This is a genomic window from Microbulbifer mixtoriginis (SeqCode) (assembly GCF_052468275.1).
In genome coordinates this window covers 2,821,207-2,847,640 of record NZ_CP174341.1, presented here as the reverse complement: position 1 = coordinate 2,847,640, position 26,434 = coordinate 2,821,207, and the positions used below count along the sequence as shown (strand labels likewise).

Annotated in this window: 15 protein-coding genes and 1 pseudogene; 6 read left to right on the top strand and 10 right to left on the bottom strand. The window is 46.0% G+C overall.

The window, feature by feature from the left end; all coding sequences use genetic code 11:
- Positions 1-400 precede the first annotated feature (400 nt).
- Both ACJJIC_RS12480 and ACJJIC_RS12475 read right to left on the bottom strand, forming a co-directional pair.
- A complete protein-coding gene (locus tag ACJJIC_RS12480) occupies positions 401-3,520 on the bottom strand; it encodes an efflux RND transporter permease subunit (protein ID WP_444898318.1) in 3,120 nt (1,039 codons plus the stop codon).
- Positions 3,521-3,529: 9 nt separating this feature from the next.
- Positions 3,530-4,642 (bottom strand): efflux RND transporter periplasmic adaptor subunit, encoded by a 1,113-nt coding sequence (locus tag ACJJIC_RS12475; protein ID WP_444898319.1) that lies wholly within the window; start codon positions 4,640-4,642, stop codon positions 3,530-3,532.
- Between the two features lie 104 nt (positions 4,643-4,746).
- On the opposite strand from ACJJIC_RS12475, the gene ACJJIC_RS12470 reads away from it, so the two are divergent.
- On the top strand, positions 4,747-5,313 hold the full coding sequence (locus tag ACJJIC_RS12470; RefSeq protein WP_444898320.1) for a TetR/AcrR family transcriptional regulator: 567 nt from the start codon (positions 4,747-4,749) through the stop codon (positions 5,311-5,313).
- Between the two features lie 19 nt (positions 5,314-5,332).
- Entirely contained in the window at positions 5,333-6,232 is a 900-nt protein-coding gene (locus tag ACJJIC_RS12465; protein WP_444898321.1) for an ABC transporter six-transmembrane domain-containing protein, read from the top strand.
- Positions 6,233-6,982: 750 nt separating this feature from the next.
- On the opposite strand, the gene ACJJIC_RS12460 is transcribed toward ACJJIC_RS12465, so the two are convergent.
- The gene (locus tag ACJJIC_RS12460) at positions 6,983-7,468 is read right to left on the bottom strand and encodes a hypothetical protein (protein WP_444886043.1); all 486 of its coding nucleotides are present in this window, start codon (positions 7,466-7,468) and stop codon (positions 6,983-6,985) included.
- Between the two features lie 458 nt (positions 7,469-7,926).
- On the opposite strand from ACJJIC_RS12460, the pseudogene ACJJIC_RS12455 reads away from it, so the two are divergent.
- A pseudogene (locus ACJJIC_RS12455) lies at positions 7,927-10,167 on the top strand (ribonucleoside triphosphate reductase).
- A gap of 2 nt (positions 10,168-10,169) precedes the next feature.
- A complete protein-coding gene (locus tag ACJJIC_RS12450) occupies positions 10,170-10,796 on the top strand; it encodes an anaerobic ribonucleoside-triphosphate reductase activating protein (RefSeq protein ID WP_444909750.1) in 627 nt (208 codons plus the stop codon).
- A 141-nt stretch (positions 10,797-10,937) separates the two neighbouring features.
- Here the strand turns inward: ACJJIC_RS12450 and ACJJIC_RS12445 are convergent, their stop codons facing one another.
- Positions 10,938-11,711, bottom strand: coding sequence for an FMN-dependent NADH-azoreductase (locus ACJJIC_RS12445; protein WP_445357067.1), 774 nt, complete (start codon positions 11,709-11,711; stop codon positions 10,938-10,940).
- Between the two features lie 121 nt (positions 11,712-11,832).
- On the opposite strand from ACJJIC_RS12445, the gene ACJJIC_RS12440 reads away from it, so the two are divergent.
- On the top strand, positions 11,833-12,708 hold the full coding sequence (locus ACJJIC_RS12440) for a LysR family transcriptional regulator (RefSeq protein WP_444909752.1): 876 nt from the start codon (positions 11,833-11,835) through the stop codon (positions 12,706-12,708).
- 94 nt (positions 12,709-12,802) lie between these two features.
- Here the strand turns inward: ACJJIC_RS12440 and ACJJIC_RS12435 are convergent, their stop codons facing one another.
- The 4 genes from ACJJIC_RS12435 to ACJJIC_RS12420 form a co-directional block, all read right to left on the bottom strand.
- On the bottom strand, positions 12,803-13,012 hold the full coding sequence (locus tag ACJJIC_RS12435) for a cold-shock protein (RefSeq protein WP_020412807.1): 210 nt from the start codon (positions 13,010-13,012) through the stop codon (positions 12,803-12,805).
- A 315-nt stretch (positions 13,013-13,327) separates the two neighbouring features.
- Positions 13,328-14,155 (bottom strand): SDR family NAD(P)-dependent oxidoreductase, encoded by an 828-nt coding sequence (locus ACJJIC_RS12430; protein WP_445357066.1) that lies wholly within the window; start codon positions 14,153-14,155, stop codon positions 13,328-13,330.
- 1 nt (position 14,156) lies between these two features.
- Complete coding sequence (locus ACJJIC_RS12425) at positions 14,157-15,125, bottom strand: SDR family oxidoreductase (RefSeq protein WP_444909754.1); 969 nt, start codon at positions 15,123-15,125, stop codon at positions 14,157-14,159.
- Between the two features lie 13 nt (positions 15,126-15,138).
- Positions 15,139-16,482 (bottom strand): flavin-containing monooxygenase, encoded by a 1,344-nt coding sequence (locus tag ACJJIC_RS12420; RefSeq protein WP_444909755.1) that lies wholly within the window; start codon positions 16,480-16,482, stop codon positions 15,139-15,141.
- A gap of 117 nt (positions 16,483-16,599) precedes the next feature.
- Between ACJJIC_RS12420 and ACJJIC_RS12415 the strand changes: the two genes are divergently transcribed.
- Positions 16,600-17,607, top strand: a complete 1,008-nt coding sequence (locus tag ACJJIC_RS12415) for an AraC family transcriptional regulator (RefSeq protein ID WP_445357065.1) — start codon at positions 16,600-16,602, stop codon at positions 17,605-17,607.
- Positions 17,608-18,738: 1,131 nt separating this feature from the next.
- On the opposite strand, the gene ACJJIC_RS12410 is transcribed toward ACJJIC_RS12415, so the two are convergent.
- Together ACJJIC_RS12410 and ACJJIC_RS12405 are read right to left on the bottom strand one after the other, a co-directional pair.
- Positions 18,739-19,113: a hypothetical protein gene (locus tag ACJJIC_RS12410; protein WP_444909757.1), complete on the bottom strand. Its 375-nt coding sequence runs from the start codon at positions 19,111-19,113 to the stop codon at positions 18,739-18,741.
- Positions 19,106-26,263 carry an FG-GAP-like repeat-containing protein gene (locus ACJJIC_RS12405; protein WP_445357064.1) on the bottom strand — a complete coding sequence of 2,386 codons (7,158 nt, stop codon included), beginning with the start codon at positions 26,261-26,263 and terminating at the stop codon, positions 19,106-19,108. The genes ACJJIC_RS12410 and ACJJIC_RS12405 overlap by 8 nt, the downstream gene beginning before the upstream one ends.
- Between the last annotated feature and the right edge of the window lie 171 nt (positions 26,264-26,434).

Below are 26,434 nucleotides of genomic sequence, written 5' to 3'. Positions count from 1 at the left end.
CGCCTGAAATCTTATTTTTTGATTTGTGTGTTAGGTAAGGATTAAGAATTAAGTTCCAATGAGTCACGAAATGAAAATACGAAAAGAATTTTATTTTTTCGTGAATAATTTTCTGTGTCGCATTTAAAAAAATGAAGAAACTAAAGCCTGCCTATATCGGTGCCTTTCTGACGATATTTGTCACCTATATACAAATTGCGTTAGAAGCGTGCTCTACATTCATAAAGCTCTATTAAAAATGGGTGATATTATTCAGTATGAGCACTCCCGAATTGCTTATTGATGACAGCCGATCACCTGCTTCCGCAAAAAAACTGGAGGCTTTAGCAGCAAATAAATGAACGTCTAGCCGGCGCTCGCTCCTAAACGTTCACTCATCAGCTTAACCTTACAGCTTAAGTCACCTAAGCGAGACTTGCCCAGGATAAGAAGCACTATCGCTTTTCAAAGCAATTTTTCTCTTCTTAAAAGAAAGCAACAAAGGGATCAGGATTAGAGTAATCGGTGTAGCAAATAGCTCCCCGAACACTAGGGATATAGCCGCTGGCTTTAAATATTGGGCTTGCTCGCTGGTTTCGGCTAATAAGGGTAGCAACCCACAGATAGTAGTCACCGTAGTTAAGAAAATTGCCCTTACGCGACTTTTCCCAGCTTGAAGTAGCGCTGTTTTTACTGGCACACCCTGCGTGTAGAGTTGATTAAATCGGCTCATTAATACTAGGGAATCGTTAATCACTACCCCAGTCATTGCCATCATTCCAAATAAGGATAATAAGCTTACTGGGAAGCCCAGTAGGCCATGTCCAATAATTGCCCCCGCAAAGCCCATTGGAATCACCGACATAATAATCACTGGCTGCCAATAGGATTTTAATGGTATCGCCAACAAAACGTAGATAAGTAAAAGCGTCAGCAACATGGACTTTTTAAATCCAGCCTGTACTTCTACTATTTCGGAAAATTCACCAACGGCTTTAATTTGGACACCCGGATAAAGGCGCTCCAGTTCTGGCACCAGCTCTTCTTTTAACCGCTCCCAGTTTTTTTCCGGTGAACTGACAGAGCGATTCTGACGCCAGTAGATGCTGACCACTTCATCGCGATCTCGCCGATAAATGACCTCCGGTTCCCGCTCATACTTCAGCTGCGCTATTTCACCTAAGCTTACGTAGCTGTTGTTGCCCAGGTTAATAGGAGTGGCTTTTAACTGCTCGATTGTTTTAGTCTGCATTTGAGGTAAGCGAGCCAATACCAATGTCTCTTCCCCGTTATCCAACAGCCTGTGTATCTCAATCTGGCCGAATGCACCTCCAATCACAGAAGCCAGATGACTTTGATCAATGCCCAGACTGGCTCCCCGCTCATTGACCATAATTTTCAGCTGTCTTTTGGCTAGTTGGCTATCATCGTAGACATCGTTCACGCCGGGTAACTCTACCAGTGAAGCCTTGAGGCGGTCGGCCACTTGTTTCGCCTGATCCCGATTGCTGGCAGAAACCGCAATGGCAGTATCGCCCGCCGGCTCTTCGGTAAGGCTAAACTTCACTGCATAGCTCCCCTCCAAAATACCTGTTTGCAGCCGTAGCTCCTGCAAAAAGCGGTTGCCCTCTACTCTAGCCAAGGCGTCATGTGTTAATTCCGCTGTCAACTCTATGGTCTTAGCATCTTCCTTTGACACGATATACTTGCTAACAGGAGGCTCCGGAAGTCCATACTCCTGCTGCAATCTATTTGCGGTTCGCTTGATGGCCTGTTCAAGTTGATCGGTATTACGTTCCGCTAAAGTATTTGCAACTCCATGCTGCATAGTGACTTTAACCGTAGCATAGCGTCCTGGAATTTCGGGAAAGAATACTGAAGCGATATGTCCCTTGAACATAGCGCCATAGGCCAGCAGCAAAAAGATGGCAAATAGACTGATACTTGTTTTCCGGTTTGCCAGGCTCAATGACAAAAGCGGAATATATATCTTATCTGAAAATTGATTTAATGAACGGTTACATTTCTCTCTGGCGATCTCAATCCATCGCTTCATTGCATATTTGGTGTGAGTACGTGTATTTGGGTAGCTTAAATGCGCGGGCAATATAAATTTGCTTTCAATTAGCGAAAATATCAATGCAAATATCACTACAGCAGAGAATCCTGATAAAACTTTTGCCAACTCATTTTCAATCCATAGCATCGGTGAGAAGGCCGCGATTGTAGTCAATACGCCAAAAACTGTGGGCACGGCTACGGCTTCAACCCCTTTCCAGGCAGCCTCTTTCGTGTCAGTTGTATTTTGTCTCGCCTGATGAATACTTTCACCGACCACAACGGCATCATCTACCAATATCCCCAGTACCAAAATCATACCGAATATAGTGATATCGTTGATGCTGTAATCCAGGGAAGGAAAACCCATCAATGTAATCGCACCAGCCAGGGATAAGGGAATACCTAAGGCAACCCAAAAGGCCAGCCGCGTATCTAAAAAAAGCACCAATAGCAATAATACGATGAATAACCCCTGCAAGGCGTTGGTACTTAGCAAGTCTAATTGCTCGGAAATATAGGGGAACATATCCGCCATTACATCCAACTGCAGGTTCTTGGGTAGTGTCGTCTCTAAGGATTCTAATACTGATTTTGTGGCTTCATGGATATGAAACAGGTTATCCTTTTGGCTGGTGGATACCATTAGTGCGATTGCTGGTTGCCCCTGATATCGAACAATACTGTCGGTTTGCTCATAATCTCGCTTAACAGTAGCGATATCACTGAGTCTCACTCGTGCCGTCGATTTAGTGATAATGGGAATATTCCTAAGTTCCGCCAAGTTGTCAGCCAGGGAACTGCCCTGCAGCACAATATTGCCATTGGCAGTTCTTAATTCACCACTGCGATACTCCACTGACCACTGGCGAATACGTTCCGTTAGGTTTTCAAGAGATAAACCATAGCGTTGAAGCTTCCTGGGGTCTGGCTCTATAGCCAGTAGTTGCTTTCTTTTCCCCAGGTTTGTCACTTTGGAAATGGCAGGATGCTTCTTAAGCGCTCGCTCTACTCGTAAGGATACCTGCTGAAGCGAATCATTATTGTCACCACCGTAGACCATGACAAACGCCGCAAGATTCGTATATTCACTGCGATAAATACGCGGCCGCTCCGCCAATACGGGAAAGCCTTCGATACTTTCAACTTGATTGCGAATATCTTCAATCAAACGGTCCAGCTTCACATTAGTATTTTTTTTCACTACTAATAAAGCGTAACCTTTGCTTGATTGGCTGGTTATGCGCTTTATTCCCGCAACACCACTAATAGCTTCCTCAATACGCTGTGTAATACTCTCATCGACCTGGCGGGCAGTACCGCCGGGGTAGACAACGGAGATTTCGACTTCCGTAGGAGGAATTTGTGGAAAGCTTTCCACCCGCAGATTTTGAAAGGTCAGCAAGCCTGCAACCAGAATGAACGCCATGAGAAGGTTAGCGGCAACCGGGTTATCCAGGAACCAGCGTGAGAGTTTTTTCATATCCAGGCCTTAGTGGATAGTCATTGCAACCGCTTGACCTTCTAAGAAGTTGGTCAAAGGGAAGCGAACAAGCTGACGATTCTGATGGGGTCGATTCTTGTAACGAAATAGAACCGAATCCGGCCGCATATCCAGTAGCTCTATCTCTTCCAAAAGTAGGGATTGTTCAGAAACGCTCCATACTTTCCCATCTTCTGTAAGAACCGATGCTGGTGCACTGACAACATAGCCCTGTGTGTTGCCTGCAAACACTACATCAACCTGCTGATCAGCAAGCAAGGGGGTCTCGCGCTGAAAGGGGTTAGCCACTTGCAACATAAGGCTGCGCTGACGGGTGTCCGCATCCATAATTGGGCTTAGGTAACGGACCGAGGCCTGCCACTGTTGTCCATCAGGCGCCTCTATTGTGATTTTGTAGGGGCCTTGCTGAAGTCCGTTTAAGCGCTGCCAAGTCTGCTCGGAAAGCTCAACTTTGACATCCAGGTAGTCACTGGCTGCTACTCGAAAGAGTACATCCCCCTCATTTATCCATTGGCCAGGATGGATTAAATCAGCAATAACCACCGAGTCAAAAGGTGCTTTAATTTGTGTATCAGCCAGCCTCTGCAGGGAGGATGCGAGAGCTCCCCTCGCCGCTTCTCGATTTGCCTCTGCGGCTTTGACATGCGGCTCTAGTCGGCCAAATGATGACTTCGCTTTATCCCCGCGTTTTGCCACGTATTGACGCATGAGTATTTCGGCCAAGTTGAGCTCAGCCTCTGACACTCTGGCTTGAGCAGCACGGATTTCAGCCTGGTAAAAAGTATCCTGTAGCGACGCCAGTATTTCTCCCTTCCTAATGAGACTGCCCGGCATTGCCTGGTTAGCAATATGGGTGACACGCCCGCTCACTGATGCGATAACCTCAGTCGCCCAGCGGGGTTGTGTTATGCCTGTTGTTTTGACTTCAAGCTGAGCATCCGCCGGTACTGCCTCCACGACAGTAACAGTAAGGCCAGACTCTTTGGGCTTTTCCACCATGGCTGCAGGCTGCTGCTCAGCCATAAGCCACAGCCCTACCAAGACCAGCAAGCTGGTGGCAACAATACCTGCAGCCCGCCGCTTTAACCAGATTCCCGCCATTTTCATCATGCCTAGGCAACTTACATTTTATGGAACATACTTGAACCATAACTAATAGCAGATTATGATACAAGCATGTTCCATAAAGTTCAGGTAATAACTCCATGGCAGATCACCTAGATGCGCGTATTCAGAAGTCACAAACTGCGATCATGAAGGCGGGTATGGAACTCCTGAACAAAAATAGGGAGGCATCCTTTAGCGATATTGCCCGGGCGGCCGGAGTTGGGCGCACTACCCTTTACCGTCTTTATGACACGAGAGAAAAGCTGATTAAGGCGGTTGCGATTCACTGCCTGGAGGCATTTGATAAAGCCACCGAACACTTGGAAAGCGAGGCTGAATCGGCTCTGCAAGCCTTCCACCTGATGTTCAAGGCGATTTTTCCGCTGTCGGCCGAAATGGAGTTTTTAATGAAGTTGGGAGACTTTGATGAAGATGACCCAGAGCTCACCGCTATCTATGAGAAACAAGAGAGTGAAATCGCAACATTGGTGGAATACGCAAAATCTGAAGGCAGCCTGTCCAAGAAACTTCCTACTTCCTGGGTGGTAAACCTGGTAGAGGGGCTGCTTTATACATCTTGGCTAACAAAAAATGTAGAATCCATAGATCACGATACGCTGGCCGATTTAGCGTTTCACACATTTTGCAATGGCGTTGCTCGTTAACCATTGAGAGTGTTGTTAAATGACTCAGCCAGTTACCACTGTTTCAAAATCAACAGATGATGATTATACGAAAGGCAAGCACAAACATTCTTTACTTTCGATTTTTACCCGGTTTAAGTGGCGAGTATCCTTGACCCTATCGCTGGTCGTTATTGAAACACTCCTCGAACTACTTTTTCCACTTGCCATCGGCTGGGCTATCAATAGTCTATTAGAACAGTCCTACAATGGCATCTATCTTTTGGCAACCTTAGGTAGCATTTCTATTCTTATAGGAAGCGCCCGAAGATTTTACGATACCAGAGTCTACGCACATATTTATCAAGTAGTTACTTCGGAAATGGTAGCCCGTGAAAAAGCAAAGAAACAGTCTGTATCGACTATTACTGCGCGCTCCGGTTTGTTAACTGAAATTGTCGAATTTTTTGAAAACAGCCTGCCAGAGGTCATTAGCGTTTCTATTGGCACAGTGGGTTTACTCATTATTATTAGCGCCATCAACCTCAACGTCTTTCTGGCTTGCCTGGCAATTCTCGCTTTGATTATCCTGATCTATTGCGTAATCGGAAATACCAATTACCAGCTGAATGAATCTTATAATAATGAGCTGGAATATCAGGTTGATGCCCTTAAACAACCTAATGTTGAGCATGCAAAAGCACACTTCCGGCGCCTTATGCGGTGGAATATTGAATTGAGCGACCTGGAAACAGGCACCTACTTTATATTGTGGGCTGGCATAGTCGCTTTGTTTGTTTACGCTCCCATAGCGGCAATCGATGGGGGCCTAGTGAACTATGGATTGATCGTTGCCCTGTTAATGTACGTCTTCGACTTTATTGGGAAGGTATCTGCGTTACCACTCTATGTTCAGCAGGTTATTCGTTTGAAGGAAATTTCAAATCGGATTGGCTCATAAGGAAAAGGGGATAGTTTGGAGTATGATTCAACTATCATTGGAATAAGTATCACTCTTTATTAATAGCCCCCTCTTTCTCCTCATGATCGGCTCCACGAAAGTGCATGCAAAAACAAAATATGGCTTGGACTTCAGCTCTCCAATCTATAGATATCCAGGTTTAAATTTCATCGAATAGAATTTCCCTTTGGGCACAAGCTCTTTTTCAGATATATCGGTGAAACTTGCCTTAGGCAACCGCCGGGATTAACAGAGGCTGTGGGCTTGGCCTGTATAAAGGTGCGAAAGCACTGGGGTGCGGCTTTTGAGATTGTCGAGACTTTCTTTCTGCCATTTTCTGCTAAGCCTGGATCAATCTACAGCAGTTATTTTTGAGCGATTTTTTATTTCTCACGCAGCAACCCAGGCTTCAGCAACACCTGCTCTCTCGCCGTTCCGCTTCCTATCTGTAACAAACAAGAGATGGCCAATAGAACCAGGAGAACGATCTTTTTCTCACTGAGGTCAATTAGTGGAGGTTTATTTTTATTTTTGAGTTGCTTTCTTTAGCCGCTGCAAAGATAAAGGTTTTTCAGCTGCTGGATGGGGCTAGCAAGCTGTGGGCGGCAACTGGGAATTCTGCTCATCCACTTAATGGAAAAATATAATTTGGTGTAAATATTTTACTCTGACCCTAATTATTTTAGCTCCAATTCTCCATTCCTTAACAACCAAGGCAGCTAGTGAACATATCTGATCGCTACTACTTCTCTAAAACATACCGGCAAGAATAGAACAAAAAAAGACATACCACATACATAATAACATTGTAAACAGTCTATCCATAGTTGTTACCAATCCAGGAGAAAACATCCAACTGAATGCAGCTAATGAAGCCAACCAATAGATCAATTTTTCTCCCAAACCCAAGTCATCATATGAAATTCTAAGTTTCCTATCTGCCTTCCGAACAAAGCTATCAAGCACCCTAACAATTACCATAAATACAACTAGCAGAAGAAGCCAGAGCCATCTCTCCACAGGATTAGATATATCCTGGGACATAAAATAAAGCACGGGCTGGAGAAGTAACCAAATTAATGGGGAAAGTACAATTGAGGCTGAAAGCAAAAGCGCTCCCCAAAACAATGAGGTAAATGTGAAATCGATACGATCTCCATACCAAACACTTTCGGGTAACTGTTTTTCTCGAATGAAGGCTAAAGCCACACGTCTAACCGCATCACCAAATTTCACTGACACTCCCCAAATCACAACCAGGCATATCTACTACCCCCTCCAAGAAAACTCGCATAATTATCATATTTGGTTTTTGAAAAAATGAAGCCAAATAAAATATTGACATAAAAATAACATCCTTAAAGCCCCTCAGAAAGAGCAAAGGCTCTGCATTCTAATCATTTTCTAATAGTGCCAATCACTTGATATGAAAATATCAATGACATATCGATATCTAGCGCCAAGTACCAAATAGATTGTTTCTTATACGAACTACCTGAAAATCCTATACCCTTACCCCATTACCCCAGTGCCGACATCTTGAAGACACAATATTTTTCAGCTAGGCACCCCAGCCAATGGATACAATATAATGTGCTAAAAGCTATCAGTAGACACCATATATAGTGATCCAGATCAAGCGCTCCTCTCTTGCACTTCTATAACCTTCCCGCACAATCTGTGAAGGAAGGCCCATGACCAGTACCTCTACCCCAGAAATTGAAAGTGACGCATCTCCCACTCAAAACCTAAGCAGTTTTCTGGTGCGAAAGCGAGATGGTCGCGCTGTGGCTTTTGATCCTCAACGTATTACTTCGGCACTTGTGCGGGCCGGGCAGGCTACTGGTGAATTTGGTGAAGATGAAGTTGATTGGCTAACCCAGGGCATCTTGAAGGTGATTAATCATCGCTTTAATGCTGTGACACCAGTCGATATTGAGGAAATCCAAAATATTGCCGAGCAAATATTAATCAATTGCGATTATATAGATACTGCTCGGGCCTACATCGCCTATCGGGAGCGACATGCGCGCATACGCAATGATCGACAAACTCTGGTAGATGTTGGGGCTTCCATTGAAGAATATCTGGAGCAGGCGGACTGGCGTGTCGCTGCTAATGCCAACCAGGGCTACTCTCTCGGCGGCCTGATTTTAAATAGTGCCGGTAAAATGATTGCCAATTACTGGCTAAATCATGTCTATTCCCCGGAGATTGGTGCAGCCCACCGGGATGGTGATTTACACATCCATGACTTGGATATGTTGGCCGGCTATTGCGCCGGTTGGTCACTGCGTACCTTACTGCACGAAGGGCTGAATGGAGTTCCCGGCAAAGTGGAGTCGGCACCGCCCGCCCACTTGACCAGTGCAGTTGGGCAGATCGTTAACTTTCTTGGCACATTGCAAAACGAATGGGCTGGAGCCCAGGCATTTAGCTCCTTCGATACTTATCTCGCACCCTTTGTACGCAAGGATCAGCTGGATTACGCCAGCGTACGCCAGTGCATGCAGGAGCTGATTTTTAACCTGAATGTGCCATCCCGCTGGGGCACCCAGACTCCCTTTACCAACCTCACTTTCGATTGGGTTTGCCCTCAAGACCTGCAAGACCAGCTGCCGGTGATTGCCGGCAAAGAAATGCCATTCACTTATGGTGACTTGCAGGTGGAAATGGACCTGATTAACCGCGCCTATATTGAGGTGATGAGTAAAGGGGACGCGCGCGGCAGGGTCTTCACTTTCCCAATTCCAACTTACAATATCAGTGAGGACTTTCCCTGGGAGAGCGAGAATGCGGAGCGGCTATTTACTATGACTGCCCGCTATGGACTGCCCTACTTCCAAAACTTTATTAACTCAGACCTCAGTCCAAACATGGTGCGCTCCATGTGCTGCCGCCTACAACTGGACCTTCGAGAGCTGCTTAAACGTGGCAATGGATTATTTGGCTCCGCGGAACAGACCGGCTCTCTCGGTGTAGTAACGATCAACTGTGCACGTCTGGGCTATTTGTATAAGGGGGACTGGGACCTCCTGCTCGCCCAGTTAGATAAACTACTGCTACTTGCACGGGATTCCCTGGAAGTGAAACGCAAAGTGATTCAGCGGCATATGGACGCCGGCCTGTTTCCCTACACGCGTCGATATCTTGGCACTCTGCGTAACCACTTCTCTACCATTGGCGTTAACGGCATTAATGAAATGCTGCGAAACTTTAGTGAAGACCGTGAAAGTATCGTCACAGATACCGGTAAAAAACTTGCCGAGCAGTTGCTCGACCATATTCGTTTGCGAATGACAGAGTTCCAGGAACAAACTGGCCACCTATATAATCTCGAAGCCACACCGGCTGAGGGAACTACTTACCGTTTTGCCCGCGAAGACCAAAAGCGCTATGAAGATATTATTCAGGCTGGCAGCACGGAAGCACCTTACTATACCAACTCATCCCAGCTACCAGTCGGCTTTACCGATGACCCTTTCGAAGCGTTGGCCCGGCAGGAATCCTTACAATCCCGTTATACGGGCGGCACTGTGCTGCACCTATACCTGGGTGAACAACTGCCAGATGCCGATAGCTGCCGCCGCTTATTACAGCGCGCCCTGAAAAATTATCGGCTGCCCTATATCACAGTAACTCCCAGCTTTTCTATATGCCCAGTACACGGCTACCTGAGCGGCGAACACGAATTCTGTCCCCGCTGCGATGAGGCTCTGCTCGCTCGTGAGCAATCTTGCTGCAGAGATTAAAACCAACCACCAAGGAGAGACATCATGAATAAACCAACCTCACCACTCAAAAATGAAGAGCGCACCCGCTGTGAAGTCTGGAGCCGGGTGATGGGCTATCACCGCCCGGTCTCCTTCTGGAATCCAGGCAAACAATCGGAACACAGGGAGCGCCGCTTTTTTGTTGCAGGTAATGGCAAATAGCTATGGCTGAAAAGCTGCGCATTGGCGGTTTTACACCATTTACCGCTATCGACTTCCCTGGTGAATTGGCCGCGGTGGTCTTTTGCCAGGGGTGCCCCTGGCGTTGCCGCTACTGCCATAATGGTGATCTGTTGCCGGCCCGCGCGCCCAGTGCCTACGACTGGGACCAGATATTGGGGTTCCTCGCCAGCCGGCAAGGACTGCTGGATGCGGTGGTATTTTCTGGCGGAGAGCCAACTGCCCAGGGGGCACTGGAAGCCGCCATTGCCCAAGCCCGAAGCCTGGGGTTTAAGATAGGTTTACATACTGCCGGGATCTACCCTCGGAAACTGAGTCGCTTGATCCCCAGCTTGGACTGGGTTGGGCTGGATATAAAAGCGTTGCCGGAAAATTACCCTGCCATTACCGGGGTAGATGGTAGCGGTACAGCACCCTGGCAATGTGTAGAGCTACTCGTCGAGGCGGGAACAGCAATGCAAGTACGCCTTACCAGACATCCTCACCTCACCAGTGATGAGGAGCTAGCTCAAATTCAGGAGAAGCTTCACAACAGTGGCGTTCATCATTTAGAGGTGCAACGCTGTAATACTGAGCAAGCGCTTGACCAAACCCTGAAGTTTATTTCATAGGGCTAAAAAATTTGGGGGACGAAATAGAATCGATGGTCGGCCAAGGACATCTTCTTTTTATGACTCTTCTGATGGCGGGCTCAAAGGCCAGTAAAGAGGCCTAGCTTGGCCTCTTCCCGATAGGACACCAGCGCCAGCAGTTCAATATTGTATTTGAGCAATACTTTGCTTTCTTAGGGCGAGCGCTTTGGGCTGCGTTGAATGAGAGTGAGTAAGTTGACTTTTGAGTTTAGTCGCAAGCTCTTCGGCCAATGACTGACTTTGCAACAAGGCCTGGTTTACCGAATTTCGATGCCGTTCATCCGTAAATTCCTGGAATTCCGCATTGATTTCATATACTTGATCGACCCCCAGGTAATGGCTCAATGTCCTGATATGAGGCCCCAAGTGATTCATGTTCTCGCGCACTCCCCCCTCTGCAAAGCCAAATTCTCCAGCAGAAGTAATTAGCACCAGCATCTTTCCCGACATAATGGGCTCAAGCGGATAGTCTCCACGGGCCAAGTCAAAGGTGAAGGTCTTATTAATACGTATCACCTGGTCGAACCAGGCTTTTAAAGCCGCCGGCATACCGTAGTTATACATTGGGGAGGACATTACTATGACATCCGCCTGGTCGAGTTCATTGATCAAAGTATCCGATAATGTAACCAACGATTTTTGCTCTTCACTGCGCTGATCTTCTGGAGTGAATACAGAGGCAATCCAATCCTGGGTAATGAATCCTGGCGGGGTCTGGCCAACATCCCTATAGATGAGTTTATCTTTTGGTCTTAGCCCAAGCCAACGCTTCACAAAACTTGCGGCAACGGCCTTGGAGATAGAGGAGTGTTTTGGTATGTCCCTATACTCCTCCGGTACCTGAATAGTCCCAAAAATCTGAGCGCTGGCTTCAATATGAAGAAGAGTTTTCATCTATTAGACCTCGAAAAATTCATCATTTGGTCCAGCGATAGTGCAGTCTATAAGCATTCTTGACAAATGAGATATTTCTCCTTATAGATGAATTAATTTCATTTATAAGGAAGAGTAGTCCATGTATCCAAACCTACCCTCCCTCAATTCCTTAAAGGTTTTTGATGCAGCTGCGAGGCTCGGTAGCTTTAAGAAAGCTGCGGAGGGACTCTTTATTACCCCTACAGCAGTATCCCATCAGATAAAAAGCCTGGAAGAAACGCTAGGCAGCCAGCTGTTTGAGCGTAAAACCCGCGCAATACAATTAACAGAAGAAGGAAGGCTACTCGCAGAAACAACTTCACGAGTTTTTCAGCAACTTGTCGAAACCATAGGTGAAATAGCCAATTCAAATCGTGTGATTGCTGTCAGTACAACTTCATCTTTTGCTGCACTGTGGCTGGTTCCCCACCTGGAACGCTTTTATCAGAAGCATCCTGGTATCGAGATATCCATTTCGACCGGTGAACAGATAGATGATATTGAGCGCGACCGACACATTGATATAGCTATTCGCTACGGTAAATTTGATCCAAAAGCCAAAAATACCACAAAGCTTATTACTGAATCAGTGGGTATGTATGCTACGCGGAACTACTTATCAAACATAACCGACCTCGAGCAGGCGCAGCTATTAGAAACCAAATGGATCAACCAATCTTTAACCCCATTCAGTTGGAAATCCTTACTTGGCAACTTCAAAAAAAACCTTACCATTCGTCAATATGATCAGGAGCATCACGTTATACAAGCCGCACTGGCTAGCCAGGGGATTGCTTTAGTCAGTTCCCTGCTGATTCAGAATGCCTTACAGAACGAATGGTTGGTGCCGTATAAAAGCGCAGCTATAAAGCAAAAGGCTGAAGGGCTTTCATACTACGCAGTAATCCCAGGCCGCAATATAAATAACAAGCAGGTTAGTGTGTTTCTTGATTGGCTACTTGAAGAAATAGAATAAACTATATATACAATTTAGACGATATCGCCCTTACGAGCAAAGCTCGAAAGGGCGACAAACAAGCCATTACTAAAAAGCAATAAGACTTAAAAATTTAGAGGCAAATAATATTTTCTGCCTGAGGGCCCTTGGCACCCTGGGTCACTGTAAACTCTACAGCTTGCCCTTCCTGCAATGTTTTAAAGCCACTGCTGGCAATATTGCTGAAGTGCGCAAAAACATCGGGGCCGGATTTTTGTGCGATGAAACCAAAACCTTTGGCTTCATCGAACCACTTAACAGTACCAGTCGTTGTGTTAGACATAATAAATATCCTGAGAAAATAAATTGATCATAGTTGACCTGTTGGTCGAGCGGGCAAAAACTGAGAATTTAAAAGAGACAGAACGAAGGATTATGACTAAAACTACGAGTTGAACTAAAATAAAAACTGGGCGTTTATACCAGCTATCAGGATAGTAGCACCTAAAGCTAACTCTTGTCTATAAAAATAGAAATTAAGGGAAGGAATGAAGCAGATAACTCAATAGCTGTATTATAAATGGCCTACTTTAAAGATTTTCCTCCTAAGCTATAGTTCACTCAGCGTCCTAGAGTGCTCCCACTAGGGAGTTGTACCTTAGGGAGTGGTACCTAGCTCCATACGAAAGCGCCTTCTTAACTGTTTGAGAAAGGTCATCGGGGCCAGCCTGTACAAGTAGGCTCCAATCAGGCTTATATCTTTCGGAAACCAACGCTCCCTGCCCTTTTCTAATGCCGTCATAATCTGATTGGCCATCCACTCAGGGCTACGCACCGCTCCCACCGTGCTCCTTTGGTGCTTGGCCTGCCCACCATCTCCAGCTAAAGCGTTTTGCTCAATCGTTGTAGCCAGGAAACTTGGGTAAACCATTAATACACTAACTCCATCGTTGCGCACTTCCTCACGGAATACCTCGAAATACTGGTGCAATGCACTCTTGGCTGCACAATAGCCCGCGCGCCCCAATACCGGCATCCATCCAGCCATTGAACTGATATTTACCACACAGCCAGAGGCCGCTTTTAGCCCCGCAAACAAGCCTTGAGTAAGCTCTACCGGTGCATGGTAATTCACCACCATCACCTTGCGAATAACCGCGCTGGACGTTTGTGTAGAGAGGCTTCGGTGTGTAATGCCGGCATTGTTTACCAACAGGTCAACTCTCGAGCACTCATTCCGTAAGGATTCAACCAGCTCCTCTACGGCCAAATAATTTGATAGATCAACGGTATATATCCTGACTCGAACACCGATAGCCCTGAGTTGGGCCTCTCTTTGGCGAAGTTTTTCAGTGGAAATATCAACCAGAACAAATTCAGCTCTATATTTTTTTGCAAGGCACAGGGTAATCGCCCAACCCAAGCCTTCGGCAGCCCCTGTAATCACAAAAGTCTTCTGTAAATTTTCCGACTGATTTATGTCCATCTCAACTCTCCTCCACAGACAAGGGAGTTTTACTGGAGAGTGCTACTATGCCGAGTGCCCTTTCTGCAAACAGGTGAAAAACCTCTTTTGAAGTCTTCTCCGGAATAAACCCCAACTCTTCTTTTAAACGGCGATTATCCAGTACCGGCCTGTATTGCAAAAAGGCCACGTGGTCTGGGTGGGTATCCGTTAGGTGGAGGCTGTAACCCAGCCAGAGAACCGCTTTTATCAGCCATACTGGTGGTCTCATCAGTGGTTTGGACAGAATTTGACCTATTTCCTTGGGGCTGAGACTGCCATCACCGGTTAGATTGAATATGCCACTGTTCCCAGCACTCACACCAAGCGTGAGTGCGCGGATCACATCCTGATCCCAGATAAAGACAAAGGGGGAATTATGCCCACCGGGGTCCAGAAGTACTTTTCGGCTAAAGAGTGCGCTGATCTTATTATTGGTGTTGGCACCTAAAACGGAAGACACGCGAAATACCAGTTGCTTGAGATACGGATACCGCTCACGGTATTCAGCCAGCAACTCCTCTACTTTACGCTTGTTATTGGAGTAGCCAAATTCAGGGTTCCCCCTCAAGGGATGATGCTCTTCGAGCCTGGGTGGATTATCCGGATAATAACCATAGGCGGCGCCGCTACTTGTCACAGTGATATGTTCAACCCCAGCGTAGAGACAGGCCTCTAATACATTCCTTGTGCCTTCCACATCTATACGGTATTCAGCGGCATGATCACGACACGCAGCCATTACCGACGCTAGATGAATCACATGGGTTATAGATTCCGCCTGAATAAACTGACCAAGGTCTTTATCACAAATATCCCACGCCAGAATGGGAAAACTCGCGGCTCTAGTTCGAATATCCATCCCGATCACAGGGAAAGTCTTCCTCAATTGCTCCCCAAGCTGATGACCGATATATCCCGCCGCCCCGGTAATTAAAACCCGCTTGTTCATTCTGAGGCTCCTATCAGGAAGTCGCTTCTGATCCATTTGTATGAAAAACCTCCTCTCGCGGTAGCAGGTCTTTTTGTAAATCTGCCTTATGCGTTCTGAGTGCCTTTAAATAGGCCTCTTTATGTACGTAATACGCCATGCGCTCAAGATCCAGATAACGCATACCGCCGTTTACACGATTTGCCGATCTCTGCTGGATGATTTTCCTAAATCTACTAGCAGACGGTGCACCAGAAATTAACTGGCGAATATAAAGGGCAACAAGCTCTGCTTGCTTGTTACGCCCTTCCCACCCCAATCCAGCCGCTTCCACCATACCCATCATAAATAGGTTATCGGATTCAGGATGAAATACATTCAGATACAGGCTCGGTGCATAACCACTCCAGTTCAGTTCACTGCTATCGATAAACGGATAGTGCAACTTGTAACCGGTGGCCTGTACGATCAGGTCATATTCTCCACATCCACCCTCTGAGAACTTCACCTTATTCCCATGCACCGATTTGATATCAGACCTGGGGTTGATATCGCCATGGCCAATATGATGCAGCAGTAAGGAGTTGACTACCGGGTGGGATTCAAAGAGTCGATAATTGGGCTCTGGCAAACCATATTGAGATGGGCTGCCTAAAGAGAATTTGACCAGCGCTTTTGTAAGGCGCCGCTTAACAAAGAGAGGTAACCGAAACTTGCCGCCCAGCTGATCGATAGGCTTACCGGCTATGTACTTCGGCAGAAAGTAATAGCCTCGGCGCAGGCTGATATCAACGCTTTTCGCTTTATGGACTGCGTCTACAGCAATATCCGCTCCACTGTTGCCACAACCAATCAACAGGACTCTTTTTCCAGCAAAGATTTCAGAGGACTGGTATTGTGCAGAATGTAACAACTCCCCGCTAAATTGGCCTGGAAGTGCAGGCTGATTGGGGTGGTGCAAAGTGCCGCTGGCAATGAGTAATCCGCTAAACTCCCGAGTTCTTTCCTGCCACTTTCTACGAGTGGTAATCAGCCAGTTTTCTCCACTGCGCTCACATCTCAAAACTTCTGTGTCGAACTCGTAATGGCCGTAAAGGCCAAATTCTCTCGCATAGGAGCAGAAGTAATCCCGCATCTCCCGATGACTTGGGTAGTCAGCAACACTCTCCCCCATCGGAAACTCAGCGAATTCAGTCATTTTCTTGGAGGAAATAAGGTGGGCCGACTCATACATAGTACTAGTGGGGTTATCAATATCCCATAAGCCACCCACATCACTGTGCGACTCAAAGCCAATACAGGGAATACCGCATTTGAGTAAATTTCGAACGGTGCAAAGCCCCATAGGACCGGCACCAATTACGGCGTAAGGTTTCACGGTAGTTGCCCCTCCCTGTTGACTTGTTTAAGAGCCGAGCCAGAAGGAATATATCGTGACAAACACACTAAGGATCGTCATTATCGGGCAGGTACTGGTTATTTTGGGACATTCATAATGGATTTGACCGACACCAGAAGCGTTAATCTGAGCTATACCAAAGCTTTACTAGAGGCTTTAGCCAGCATGGATCTCCCTATACCGGGGGAAACCAATAAAATCCTGTCCCAAATACACCAGAAGGAACGCATCTCTATTCATCTGCAGGAGCGGCTGTGGGAGTCGGTAATCAATAGCTACCCCGACACTCTACTGGGTATTAAGCTCGGGCTTGCCATGCAGGCCAACCAAATCGGCCTAGTTGGTTACCTGCTGATGACGCAAAAAGATTTGGGAGAGGCGATAGAGCAATTGATTAGTTACCACCCACTGCTGGGCGAAGGTGGGCACTTTGAACTGCGACGCGATGCATTCTCGGTAAACCTCTGCTATCACCCCAACTTCCTGAATTTTGCGCAAATCCGGGTAGAAACGGTGCTCGCTGCTTGTATTGCGCAAACCCGAATGTTAACCGGTGGGAGGTTTCAGCCCCTCAAACTACTGCTCGCCTACCCTGCGCCTAGCCTTGCCCTGCAGCAACGCTATCAGGCACTGTTACAAATACCCGTTGAGTTCAATGCAGGGATTTCGGCAATCCAATTTCCCACTAAAGATCTGTCGCTGCCATTAATCGCCGCAGATAAAGAAGTGGAGGCCTGCTTAAAGCCAAAGGCAGAAGCCCTCCTACAGGCGCTTACAAAGAAATCCCTGCACCGGAAAGTAACCCTATTGCTGCAGCAAGCTCCAAACTTAACACGTGAGCAAGTCGCACAGCGCCTTTGCCTTAGCCCAAGGCACCTAGCGCGAAAATTACAAGAAGAACAACTTAACTTCCGTGTACTACAGGATGAGGTACGCAGCTATTATGCGAAGCAGTGGTTAAGAGAGGGCGAAAAAACCAACCTAGAAATTGCCGTAGCACTTGGGTACGCGGATGAGAGTGCGTTTGGTAAAGCTTTTAAGCGTTGGGAGGGAACATCTCCTAGCTCGTTTAGAGAGTTTATAATCCCTATAAATAATAGTTAGCCATCCAAAATCATGAAGAACTCTATTTTCTATACATGATATACAATAAGCTCGAAACCATTCACACCAACATTTTTTGAAAATCTTAATTGATGATTTAAACCTTTAAAACACTCCCATACCACGTAAAAATCACCTTTATTAATTTTTAATTCTTAATATTCACTCATAATACTCTTTACAGGAGCCACTTAAGAATCATAATTTAATAGATGCACCATCAGGACAGGCCCTACCCAAAGGACCAATATCATAAGTGACTGAAGACTTAACCGAAGGAATTGAAAAGAACAAAAAGGTTATTTTTTAAAGCAAGGTCTAAAAACCATTAACCAATACAATATCCTACCCCATATTCAAACCAATCTTAATCAAAAATTGATTCTCGAAAGCCAAGTCAGCATTCACGACTTACTCCCAACTATATAATCCTCCTGAATAACCATACAATGCCAGCACTTAAGACCACTTAAAGCATTCATTCTCCCAGCCTTATCCATTACCTATCGCATTCTTTCCACTGAAGTAGAAGCCTTTTCGCGATACTAGTATGAGTGCGATGCTTCAAAAAACGTATAGACTCAGGATACCGATCACGTAATTTACAAACACCGTTTAACCTCTCAAAATAATTGAGAAACATTTCATTTCCTGACGCCAAGGACACCCAGTAAAGAGCGTCATCTTCTAATGTAAAGTATCGCCTATAAGCATCTATACCTCGCTCACAAGGAAACTCCTCTCCTATTATCAAGAGCAAAGAATTTTTTATAAATAAATACTTTCCCCTCTCATTTGTATCAGGATCTATAGAACACAAAAACTTATCAGTATAGACAGGCTCACCATTCGAGTAATTGCGCATCTCCGGAATCAATTTTATTAAAGTTGACCCTGCCCCTTCCATAAAACCAGATACCTTTCCATTCAAATCTGAACTCTCAGAATCTGAATATGCCTGAGAACAGCCGCAGAGAAGCACTATTAAAACTATTAAAGACCTAGCCATCAAAATACCCTATAAAAAGACATTTTCGAAAGTCAAATCAGCACCGACCACTTACTCCCAGCCCTATTGTTCTCACAAAGAGACATATAACACCAACATTTTACTCTGAGCCCAGTTATTCCTTACTCATCCTTACCCAACCCCCTAAAAGAAACTATTTTCTGCAAAAGCACAACAGTGATTAACGGCAAAAAAGAAACCGCAACAAACCACTCTCTTTCTGAAGCCCCAGCAAACCCTCCCCTTAAAAACTGAAAAGAAATTACTGAGATAAGCGCAGAAGATAAAAAACCATACCTTACGAGCCTTACCTTTAGTTCATACACACCAAGTAGATCATAAATTTTTAGGCCGAGCATCAATGCACAAAACAACAAAATTACTCGCAACAAAACCCAAATCTCGACCTCGACTATCCCTACAAACCAAACAGGAACTAAGGCTAAAGCAGTACTAAAGATTAAAATAAATTCCCGAACTTTTCTATGGCTATTCAACTGGAATCCTCCCCGCAGCCTCACCAACAGCTGCATTAAACCAAATGATAGGTTTGATTGGTGCTGGTGCCCCTTGATGTGCCATTGTTGTAAACACTTCTCTAGTAACATTTACACCAAAACGATACCCATTACCGGCAGAAGGGTCAGTAACCAAATCATAAGTGGATTTTCCTAATTGGCCATAACCGTAATAACTTAACCCACTAGTACAGGCTGAGAAAAAACCTCCACACAAAACGCCAGCACCACCAATAGCAATATATTTTTGATCGCGATAAAAATTATGGTTAAACACTCCCCAAGAAACCTCTTTAGAAGTTAGTGTAGATGCAGCCAAGCTTGATATAACTCGATGGGCACCCAACCTATATTGGGCAACTCGAAGGGCCCCCTGATCGACATTCAAATCCCCCTCCATTGCCGCTAACCCTTCTGCGGCATATTGATATGCAGCTGCATCATCAAGTTGATTCCATTGGACTTCAGGAACCATTTTCCCCACTAAATCATCATCAGAGATATTTTTATCAGATGCCCTTGAACTAACCGCCTCATGAAATGCTCCTGTCGCTGCACCATTTGCAAACTTACCACCAGTAAGCTTAGAAATTGTACCACCCAATATAGCTCGGCCAGTAACGCGAGCAGCTCTGTTGCCTATATTTCCTATTAGTGGGCCCGTAGCTGCCATTGCTCCAGCAGAAACAAAACCATGCCCAAACTTTCCACCTTGCAAAACACTCATTGTGCCGCCCACTAAGCCAGAATAGAGAGCTGCTTCACCCAAGGAAATAGCACCAGCTTCATAACCAGTACCAATTTCTCCAAACGCGTAGGCCGAAACATAAGCTATAGCTCCTGCTTTAAATGCGTCCCCCCAAGATGCTCCATGTCCTTTAGCAGATGCCGCTGCGTAGGCAGCACAACCTGCTGGGCCTCCATAATAACAAGCCGCAGCTTGAGCAACCGCATTAAGAATTGAACTCTCAGTAATACCCAAGATGTCATCGAATACCTCTGAGAAAAATCCATAGCCACTTGGATCAACGCCACTCAGAGGGCTATTTTTCCCGTAGCTGTATCGGTTGTAGCCTTGAGTATTAAACTTACCATCAACAATAAGGTCCGCCTGCATAAAGCGCCCCAGACGCGGGTCGTAGATACGGCCATTCATATGAATCAGCCCCACCTCATCCAGCATTTCATGGCCGGTGTAACCACGGGTGGTGCGGCTGTGATCGAAGTTCGATAGCGCAGTCAGGGATAACGCATTCCAGTTGGCGCTATTGCGGCGCTGCCCCCAGGCATCGAAGGACATTTCCTGCACTACCTTACCGGCCTTATCGGTAATGAGATCCATGGAGCCCAGGTGGTCCTTGTAGAGGAACAGCTTATCAGTCGAGAGTACCTTGAATTCCTTGTCGGTTTTTACGGTATAGACCGCCGTGCCCACCAGGTGACGCTTCCACTCGATCTCATTGGGCTTACTGGACTTCTGGATACGCTCGATACCGCCGATATACCAGGTCTCTGTCACCTCGCCATTACTGCTATTGGTATCCTTGCGGTAATAGCGGCTGTGGCTCGGGCCATAGAGGAACTCTGTGGTGTTATTTCCCTTTTTTATCAGGGAGGCTTTATCGAAGGTGGTGTAGCTGATGGTGCGGCCACCATCAAAACCATCCGAAGTCATATTGCCATTGAGGTCATAGTTATAGCTAACGCCTCCGGCGGTTGTCACCGCATGGGGGCCAGCGCCATTTTCACCATAGATATAATCCCCTACGCCGGCTTTAAAGGTGATATTGCCGATAGCGTTGTAGCGGATATCCTGTTCGGACGTACTTAGGCCACTACAGTTGACATTGCTGTTACCAATATGGGTTTTTATCAAACGGTTGAGCTTGTCATAGCAGAAGCTCTCACGCAGATCCTTGCTTCCGCTCTGGTTGTGACGGCTGGTGAGATTGCCGAGGGTATCCCACTGGTAGCTGATATCTTGGATACCAAAGGCTCCCAATACCGTAGAGGTCTGCTTTGTTAGGCGGCCGCTGGCAGCTTCGAAAGTAAAATTAGACGTTGCGCCGTTACCCAATAGCTGCTCTTTCAGTTGGCCGCGAGCGGTCTGGGCTTTCACCTCTTGAATCAAGTCCCCGGTGGCCAAGTCTACTACCTTGTAGAGATATCCATAGGTATTGTAGAAATTCTGAGTCCCTGATTTGCCACCATCGAGTATACTATCGAGCGCATCGTAGCTGTATTCGACACGGCCATGACCATCAAATACCGTGGTGGTGACATAAGAGGGTTGTGTACCAGCCCCATCAAAGTCCACCGCCTGGATATGATTTCGGCCAACTTGGTCATACTCATACACCGCCTGATATCCAGAGACGCTGTCCATAACCATTTCCACCAGGCCCAAACCATTGGCTGCACTGTCATACAACCAGATGACATCGCTAGTGGGGGCGGAAGAGCCTTTAGACTTTTCAATACGCGTGGACTGTCTGCCCAATTCGTCGTAGGTTAACTCTACGGTGTGTCCATTTGCATTGGTTTGTTTTTTCAGCTCACCAAAGCCGGTATATTCGTAGTGCCACTCTCCCTTATCGGGATCGTCCATACGGGTTTTTCGGCCCAGATCGTCATATTCGATTGTAACCACAATGGGATAACTGAGACCGTCGCCCTCGTCGATATGAGCACCTGCAGCATTGGTTTTACCCCAGGATTTGGCTTTATACAGGTTACCCTGGCTGTCATATTCGTAGGTGAGGCGGCCATCAATCGCATCGATGACTTCTACCAGCTCCCCAGCAACATTTTTGATCTCAGTTTTTTGCTGGCCTTTATCATTCGTGGTGATGGTCTCAAGGCCGCTGTAGGTGATGCTGGACACTGAGCCATCTGGCGCAGTGACACGGCTTGGGCGGCCGAGCAGGTCATACTCCATTTTGGACCATAGGCGGGTATCACCAGAGAAATAAGGCTCACTGGCAAACTTCACGCGGCCTAGATTATCGTATTCTTTATCGGTATAGATTTTACTGTTGAAGCCCTTGGTTTCAGTCCGTATAGAGCGCCCCAGTGCGTCGAAGTATTCCCTACTCCAGCTACCGGTACTGCTATGAGTGGTCACCATATATTGTGCACCGGCCGGACAGGCGATAACACAACGATCATAATCCGTCAGCTTATCCGCGCCGGTATTGCTCTGGCTAATGGTTTCACGACCAAACCCATCGTAAGCGAACACGGTTTCCAGCCCATTCATCCCTTTAACTTCCAACGGAGCGCCAAAGTGGTTGCGGGATACTACCCTTTCGGTTAGGTGATCGAGGGCATTGTAGCTTTCAAACACATAGCGGCCCGAGAGGTCATACAGCGTTCTTGCACTGCGAGCGACTTCGCCGGGGGCAGTTACCGTCTTCTTACTAACGTTGCCAAAATTGTCATATTCATAAGCGGTAATCTGCTTGTACTCTGGTTTATTAGGTTCAATAACCTCGATTTTTAAAAGGCCTTTATGTATGCCCGATGCATAATAGCTAAAGGCCGACTCACGGATATGGCTGGGCATACCTGGGCGGGAACTGGTCACCTTTGTTGCAGTTAGACGGCCCTTTTCTTTTTCCCAAACATTGCTGCCATAGGTATTTTCCGTTTTCTTAGCAAACTGGTCACCAGAGATGCCGTCTTTAGTGACAACGTCAATACTGAGCGCATTGCCATAGGTATCGTAGCTGTTTGTGGTGGTAACACTTTGCAGCAATTCTCCCTGCGCACTACCGGCACCCTTCAAGTCATAAGTTTCTTCCACCGCTTGATAAATATAAGGCTGATAAGACGGCAGAGGTTTCCCGCTACCATTCCAGCCCTGTAGACGCCAATTGTTGCTCGCTCGGCTTAGCAGTTGCCCTTCTGCTGAGCGAGTTTCTGTTTGTAGGGGCATACCTACAAAAGGAAAATCTTGTCGATAGGTGGTTTCTGTTACTACACCAGTTTGATTATCAGTGGTGCTAACTTTTTGGAAGCCTAACATCCCTCTTCCAGCAGCCTGGAGTTTCATCTGATGGTAGTGGTAAGAAACCGAGCTGAGGGCGGACTGGTCGACAGAACCAGGTGCTGCAGCGGCGGCAGGGGCAGAACTTTCTACCTTAGCCACCAAATACATTGGGCTTAAAATATCCAGTACAGGCTTGTCTTTACCTAAAGTTTGGCTTCCGCTTGGCAGTATCCATTCGCCATTTAATGCAGAGTAGAAATCGGTCACACTTCCTGATGTAGCTACATCCAAACGAGAATAGACTTCTCCATCTACCATATTTTCATAAGTGATCTGGGTAATATTGTCCAACCCATTATCAATCTTATGAATTACATTACGTGGAGTATTGCTGTATTGCGAATCTTTTGAGTTATCCAGGCGGGTATATACTTTACCACTGGAACTTTCATAGCGATGATAATCTGGCTCGCCATCCCCATTAGTATCAGCAAACCAAATAAAGTCGTTATCCTTCAGATCACCACAGGCGATATTGAGTTCTTTTGCCTGCGAGGTACAAGGAAAAATAGCATCAAAAGTCTTACGGTCATCAGTGTCAACAAAAGTACCGGTGTTCTGATCAAAGAAACGTACATAAATAAAATCACTATAAGAAACCGGCCAAACAAAGTCTTGGTAACCATCATTATTTAGATCAACAAAAGTTCCCTTACTGCCCCCCAAGTATCCCAAACTAACAAATCCAGTTCCTGTACTTAGTTGACCAAACAAGCCACCAGAGTTTCCTGGATAGGCAACATCCGTTAGGCCATCCCCATTAATATCTACTGCTATCGGGCTTTTTGAAGTATTTGTTGTAGAGAAAAGGCCAATTGAGTGAAACTCTCCCGCTTCCTGATCAAATACTGCTGCTTCAAATCCAGCGGAAGTTGCCACCAGAATATCCATAGCTCCATCGCCATTAAAGTCCCCTAAAGTATCGGGTACTCGGCCGCTAGACTTCATGCTGTTAGCACCAGAAATATTTAAGGGATAACTGGTGTATTCATCACTGAATTTATAATGCTTATAAGATGAAACGTCATCCCCTGAAGGCTCCATCAGCCTAACGAGTACTCTTGCACCCGTACTGCTGCTATAGCTGACAGAAATATAATCAGCCAGTCCATCACCATTAAAATCAGCAAAGATCGCATCTTTATTTGATCTACCCGTACTTATTGGTCTGGAATCCAATTTCCAACGCTTACTTCCAGTATCATAACGGCTTAAAAAAACATGCCAATAATTGCCTGGAATTCCATACTTGGTAGTACGTGGATTGTAGATCGCCAAATCATGCCGACCATCGCCGTTGTAGTCCAACACTCGTATCGAAAAACCCTCACCAACATTGGCACTGGTAAAATACTCGGAAGAAAACAAGCCACCCGTGAAATTTTGTTTTACGAACTTCGAGCCATAAGAAATCGCGTATTTAACACGAATGTCAGTATCACTCCCATCGTCATTGTACCCCTCAATCCAAACGATATCCTGCTTGCCATCTCCATTGAAGTCAGCGTACTTATAATCGCTCAAAAATCGGTTATTGGTAGGAGAAAAATCAATAGCTTCTGACTGAGTTCCGTATTGCATCCATGGAGCTTGCAGCCATTCAAAACTGATTGCAGGAAGACAGTTAGAATCTACACACTCTTGTAATGAAGTTAGCAATGAGGTTCTGTCATTATATTTCTCACCGGGAATAAATGGCAGAACCGGCTTATAACCCAACTTATATTCGCGTATCACTCTACCATTAGAACTGGAGATAATCTTATCCAGGCGCTTAGTAGTACTGAGTGCATAACCTGCGGTATAGCCTCTAAGGTGCTCAGGACGATCTTCATAAACAAACTCTACATCCGCCTCATAGAAGCCAGAACCATAAGCGTATCGAATTGAACTGACACGGTGCCCTGATTCTGAATCCCCATCATACAGATACTCAATGTGGTTACCGACACTATCCTCAAATCTATTTTGTGCCCAAGTAAGTACATTGCCTCCTACAAGCTGCTTAGAGTCATCACTCTCGCCGTAATAACTGACTGATCCATCCTTGCGCTCTACCATAAAGTGGTTCGGATTTCCAAGGCTGCCGCCAAGTGAAGTTACCTTGACAAAGGAATCCATTTCAGTTTTATATACGGCACCAACAGCGCCATATTGAGAGTCATTTACTGTTATTAGGCGCTGACCATCAAGGCAGAACCTGTCTGAGTCTGTCCAGTTGATAGGCCCCACATTTCCATCAATTGACAGCGTCTGACGGCAGCGGGAAATTCCAGAAAGACCTCCAATAGCCCACCCTTTACCGACTAAACCATTACTACCACTACTGCTATAGTTCAGGGAGATTTCTGGTACAACACCAGCTGTACCAGTAGCCGTTGCTATTGGAAAAGAGTAAGTTGCCGCACCGGATTCACTAACCCGGAATTGGCCTCCAGAGGTTCCAGCCATATTGGGCGCTTGAATTGTGGTTGGAGTGGTATAGCTACCAAAAACCCCAGATTCATCTGCGTGAAACATAAAGTCTCCTACAGATATATCCGCCCTACCATCATTATTTTCATCCAACACCACAATAGAGTCAGGGTTTACACTGGTGAGAATGGCCGCCGCATAAGAAATTTCATCATCCCGGTTTTCAACCGACAGGGTCTGAACAAGCTCTGGTAGCCCATTCCCTTGGGCATGTATAACCAGTGGCATGGTATCGATAAATAGTAAGTCTGTTGCGTCGTCACCGTTGAAGTCCCCAAATACTGAAAGACTATCCTCAAGCTGATCGAGATTTGCGACTTCTTGTTCTGTCAGGCTTATTTCAACCGGATCTTTATAGCTCTCGCTCCCTCGATTTAAGTACAGAACAAAGTTCGGCAGCTGGGGCATTACCAGAGGAGAAGCAATATCTCCATGTATAAGAATTACTGGTCTATTGTACTCAAAATAAAGGTCTTCACGTCCGTCATCATTAACATCCCCACGATAAACCGTATATCCATTCTTCATAATCCCCGAAGCGACAGCTTCATGAGCAGAAAAAGTGACAAAGAGCACCAATAAAAAATAAAACGAAGTGCGCATAAACATCTCTAAAAGGCATCACCGGGGATTGAAGACATAAAGCACGCTAGAAACCGTACTTTATAAATGCATTTTTATAGGAAAACTTTTTATAAAAAACCTAGAAAAACCTACCTTTGAGAGCAACACCCCCATCTAGCGTGCCACCCCAAATTGCGCGCGAAGTATACA

Excerpts from the sequence above, each read along its gene's own strand:
- ACJJIC_RS12405 (WP_445357064.1), bottom strand. The coding sequence starts at position 26,263 with ATGCGCACTTCGTTTTATTTTTTATTGGTGCTCTTTGTCACTTTTTCT.
- ACJJIC_RS12450 (WP_444909750.1), top strand. The coding sequence starts at position 10,170 with ATGGCTGAAAAGCTGCGCATTGGCGGTTTTACACCATTTACCGCTATC.
- ACJJIC_RS12425 (WP_444909754.1), bottom strand. The coding sequence starts at position 15,125 with ATGAACAAGCGGGTTTTAATTACCGGGGCGGCGGGATATATCGGTCAT.
- ACJJIC_RS12480 (WP_444898318.1), bottom strand. The coding sequence starts at position 3,520 with ATGAAAAAACTCTCACGCTGGTTCCTGGATAACCCGGTTGCCGCTAAC.
- ACJJIC_RS12465 (WP_444898321.1), top strand. The coding sequence starts at position 5,333 with ATGACTCAGCCAGTTACCACTGTTTCAAAATCAACAGATGATGATTAT.
- ACJJIC_RS12445 (WP_445357067.1), bottom strand. The coding sequence starts at position 11,711 with ATGAAAACTCTTCTTCATATTGAAGCCAGCGCTCAGATTTTTGGGACT.
- ACJJIC_RS12430 (WP_445357066.1), bottom strand. The coding sequence starts at position 14,155 with ATGGACATAAATCAGTCGGAAAATTTACAGAAGACTTTTGTGATTACA.
- ACJJIC_RS12475 (WP_444898319.1), bottom strand. The coding sequence starts at position 4,642 with ATGGCGGGAATCTGGTTAAAGCGGCGGGCTGCAGGTATTGTTGCCACC.
- ACJJIC_RS12435 (WP_020412807.1), bottom strand. The coding sequence starts at position 13,012 with ATGTCTAACACAACGACTGGTACTGTTAAGTGGTTCGATGAAGCCAAA.
- ACJJIC_RS12470 (WP_444898320.1), top strand. The coding sequence starts at position 4,747 with ATGGCAGATCACCTAGATGCGCGTATTCAGAAGTCACAAACTGCGATC.
- ACJJIC_RS12440 (WP_444909752.1), top strand. The coding sequence starts at position 11,833 with ATGTATCCAAACCTACCCTCCCTCAATTCCTTAAAGGTTTTTGATGCA.
- ACJJIC_RS12415 (WP_445357065.1), top strand. The coding sequence starts at position 16,600 with ATGGATTTGACCGACACCAGAAGCGTTAATCTGAGCTATACCAAAGCT.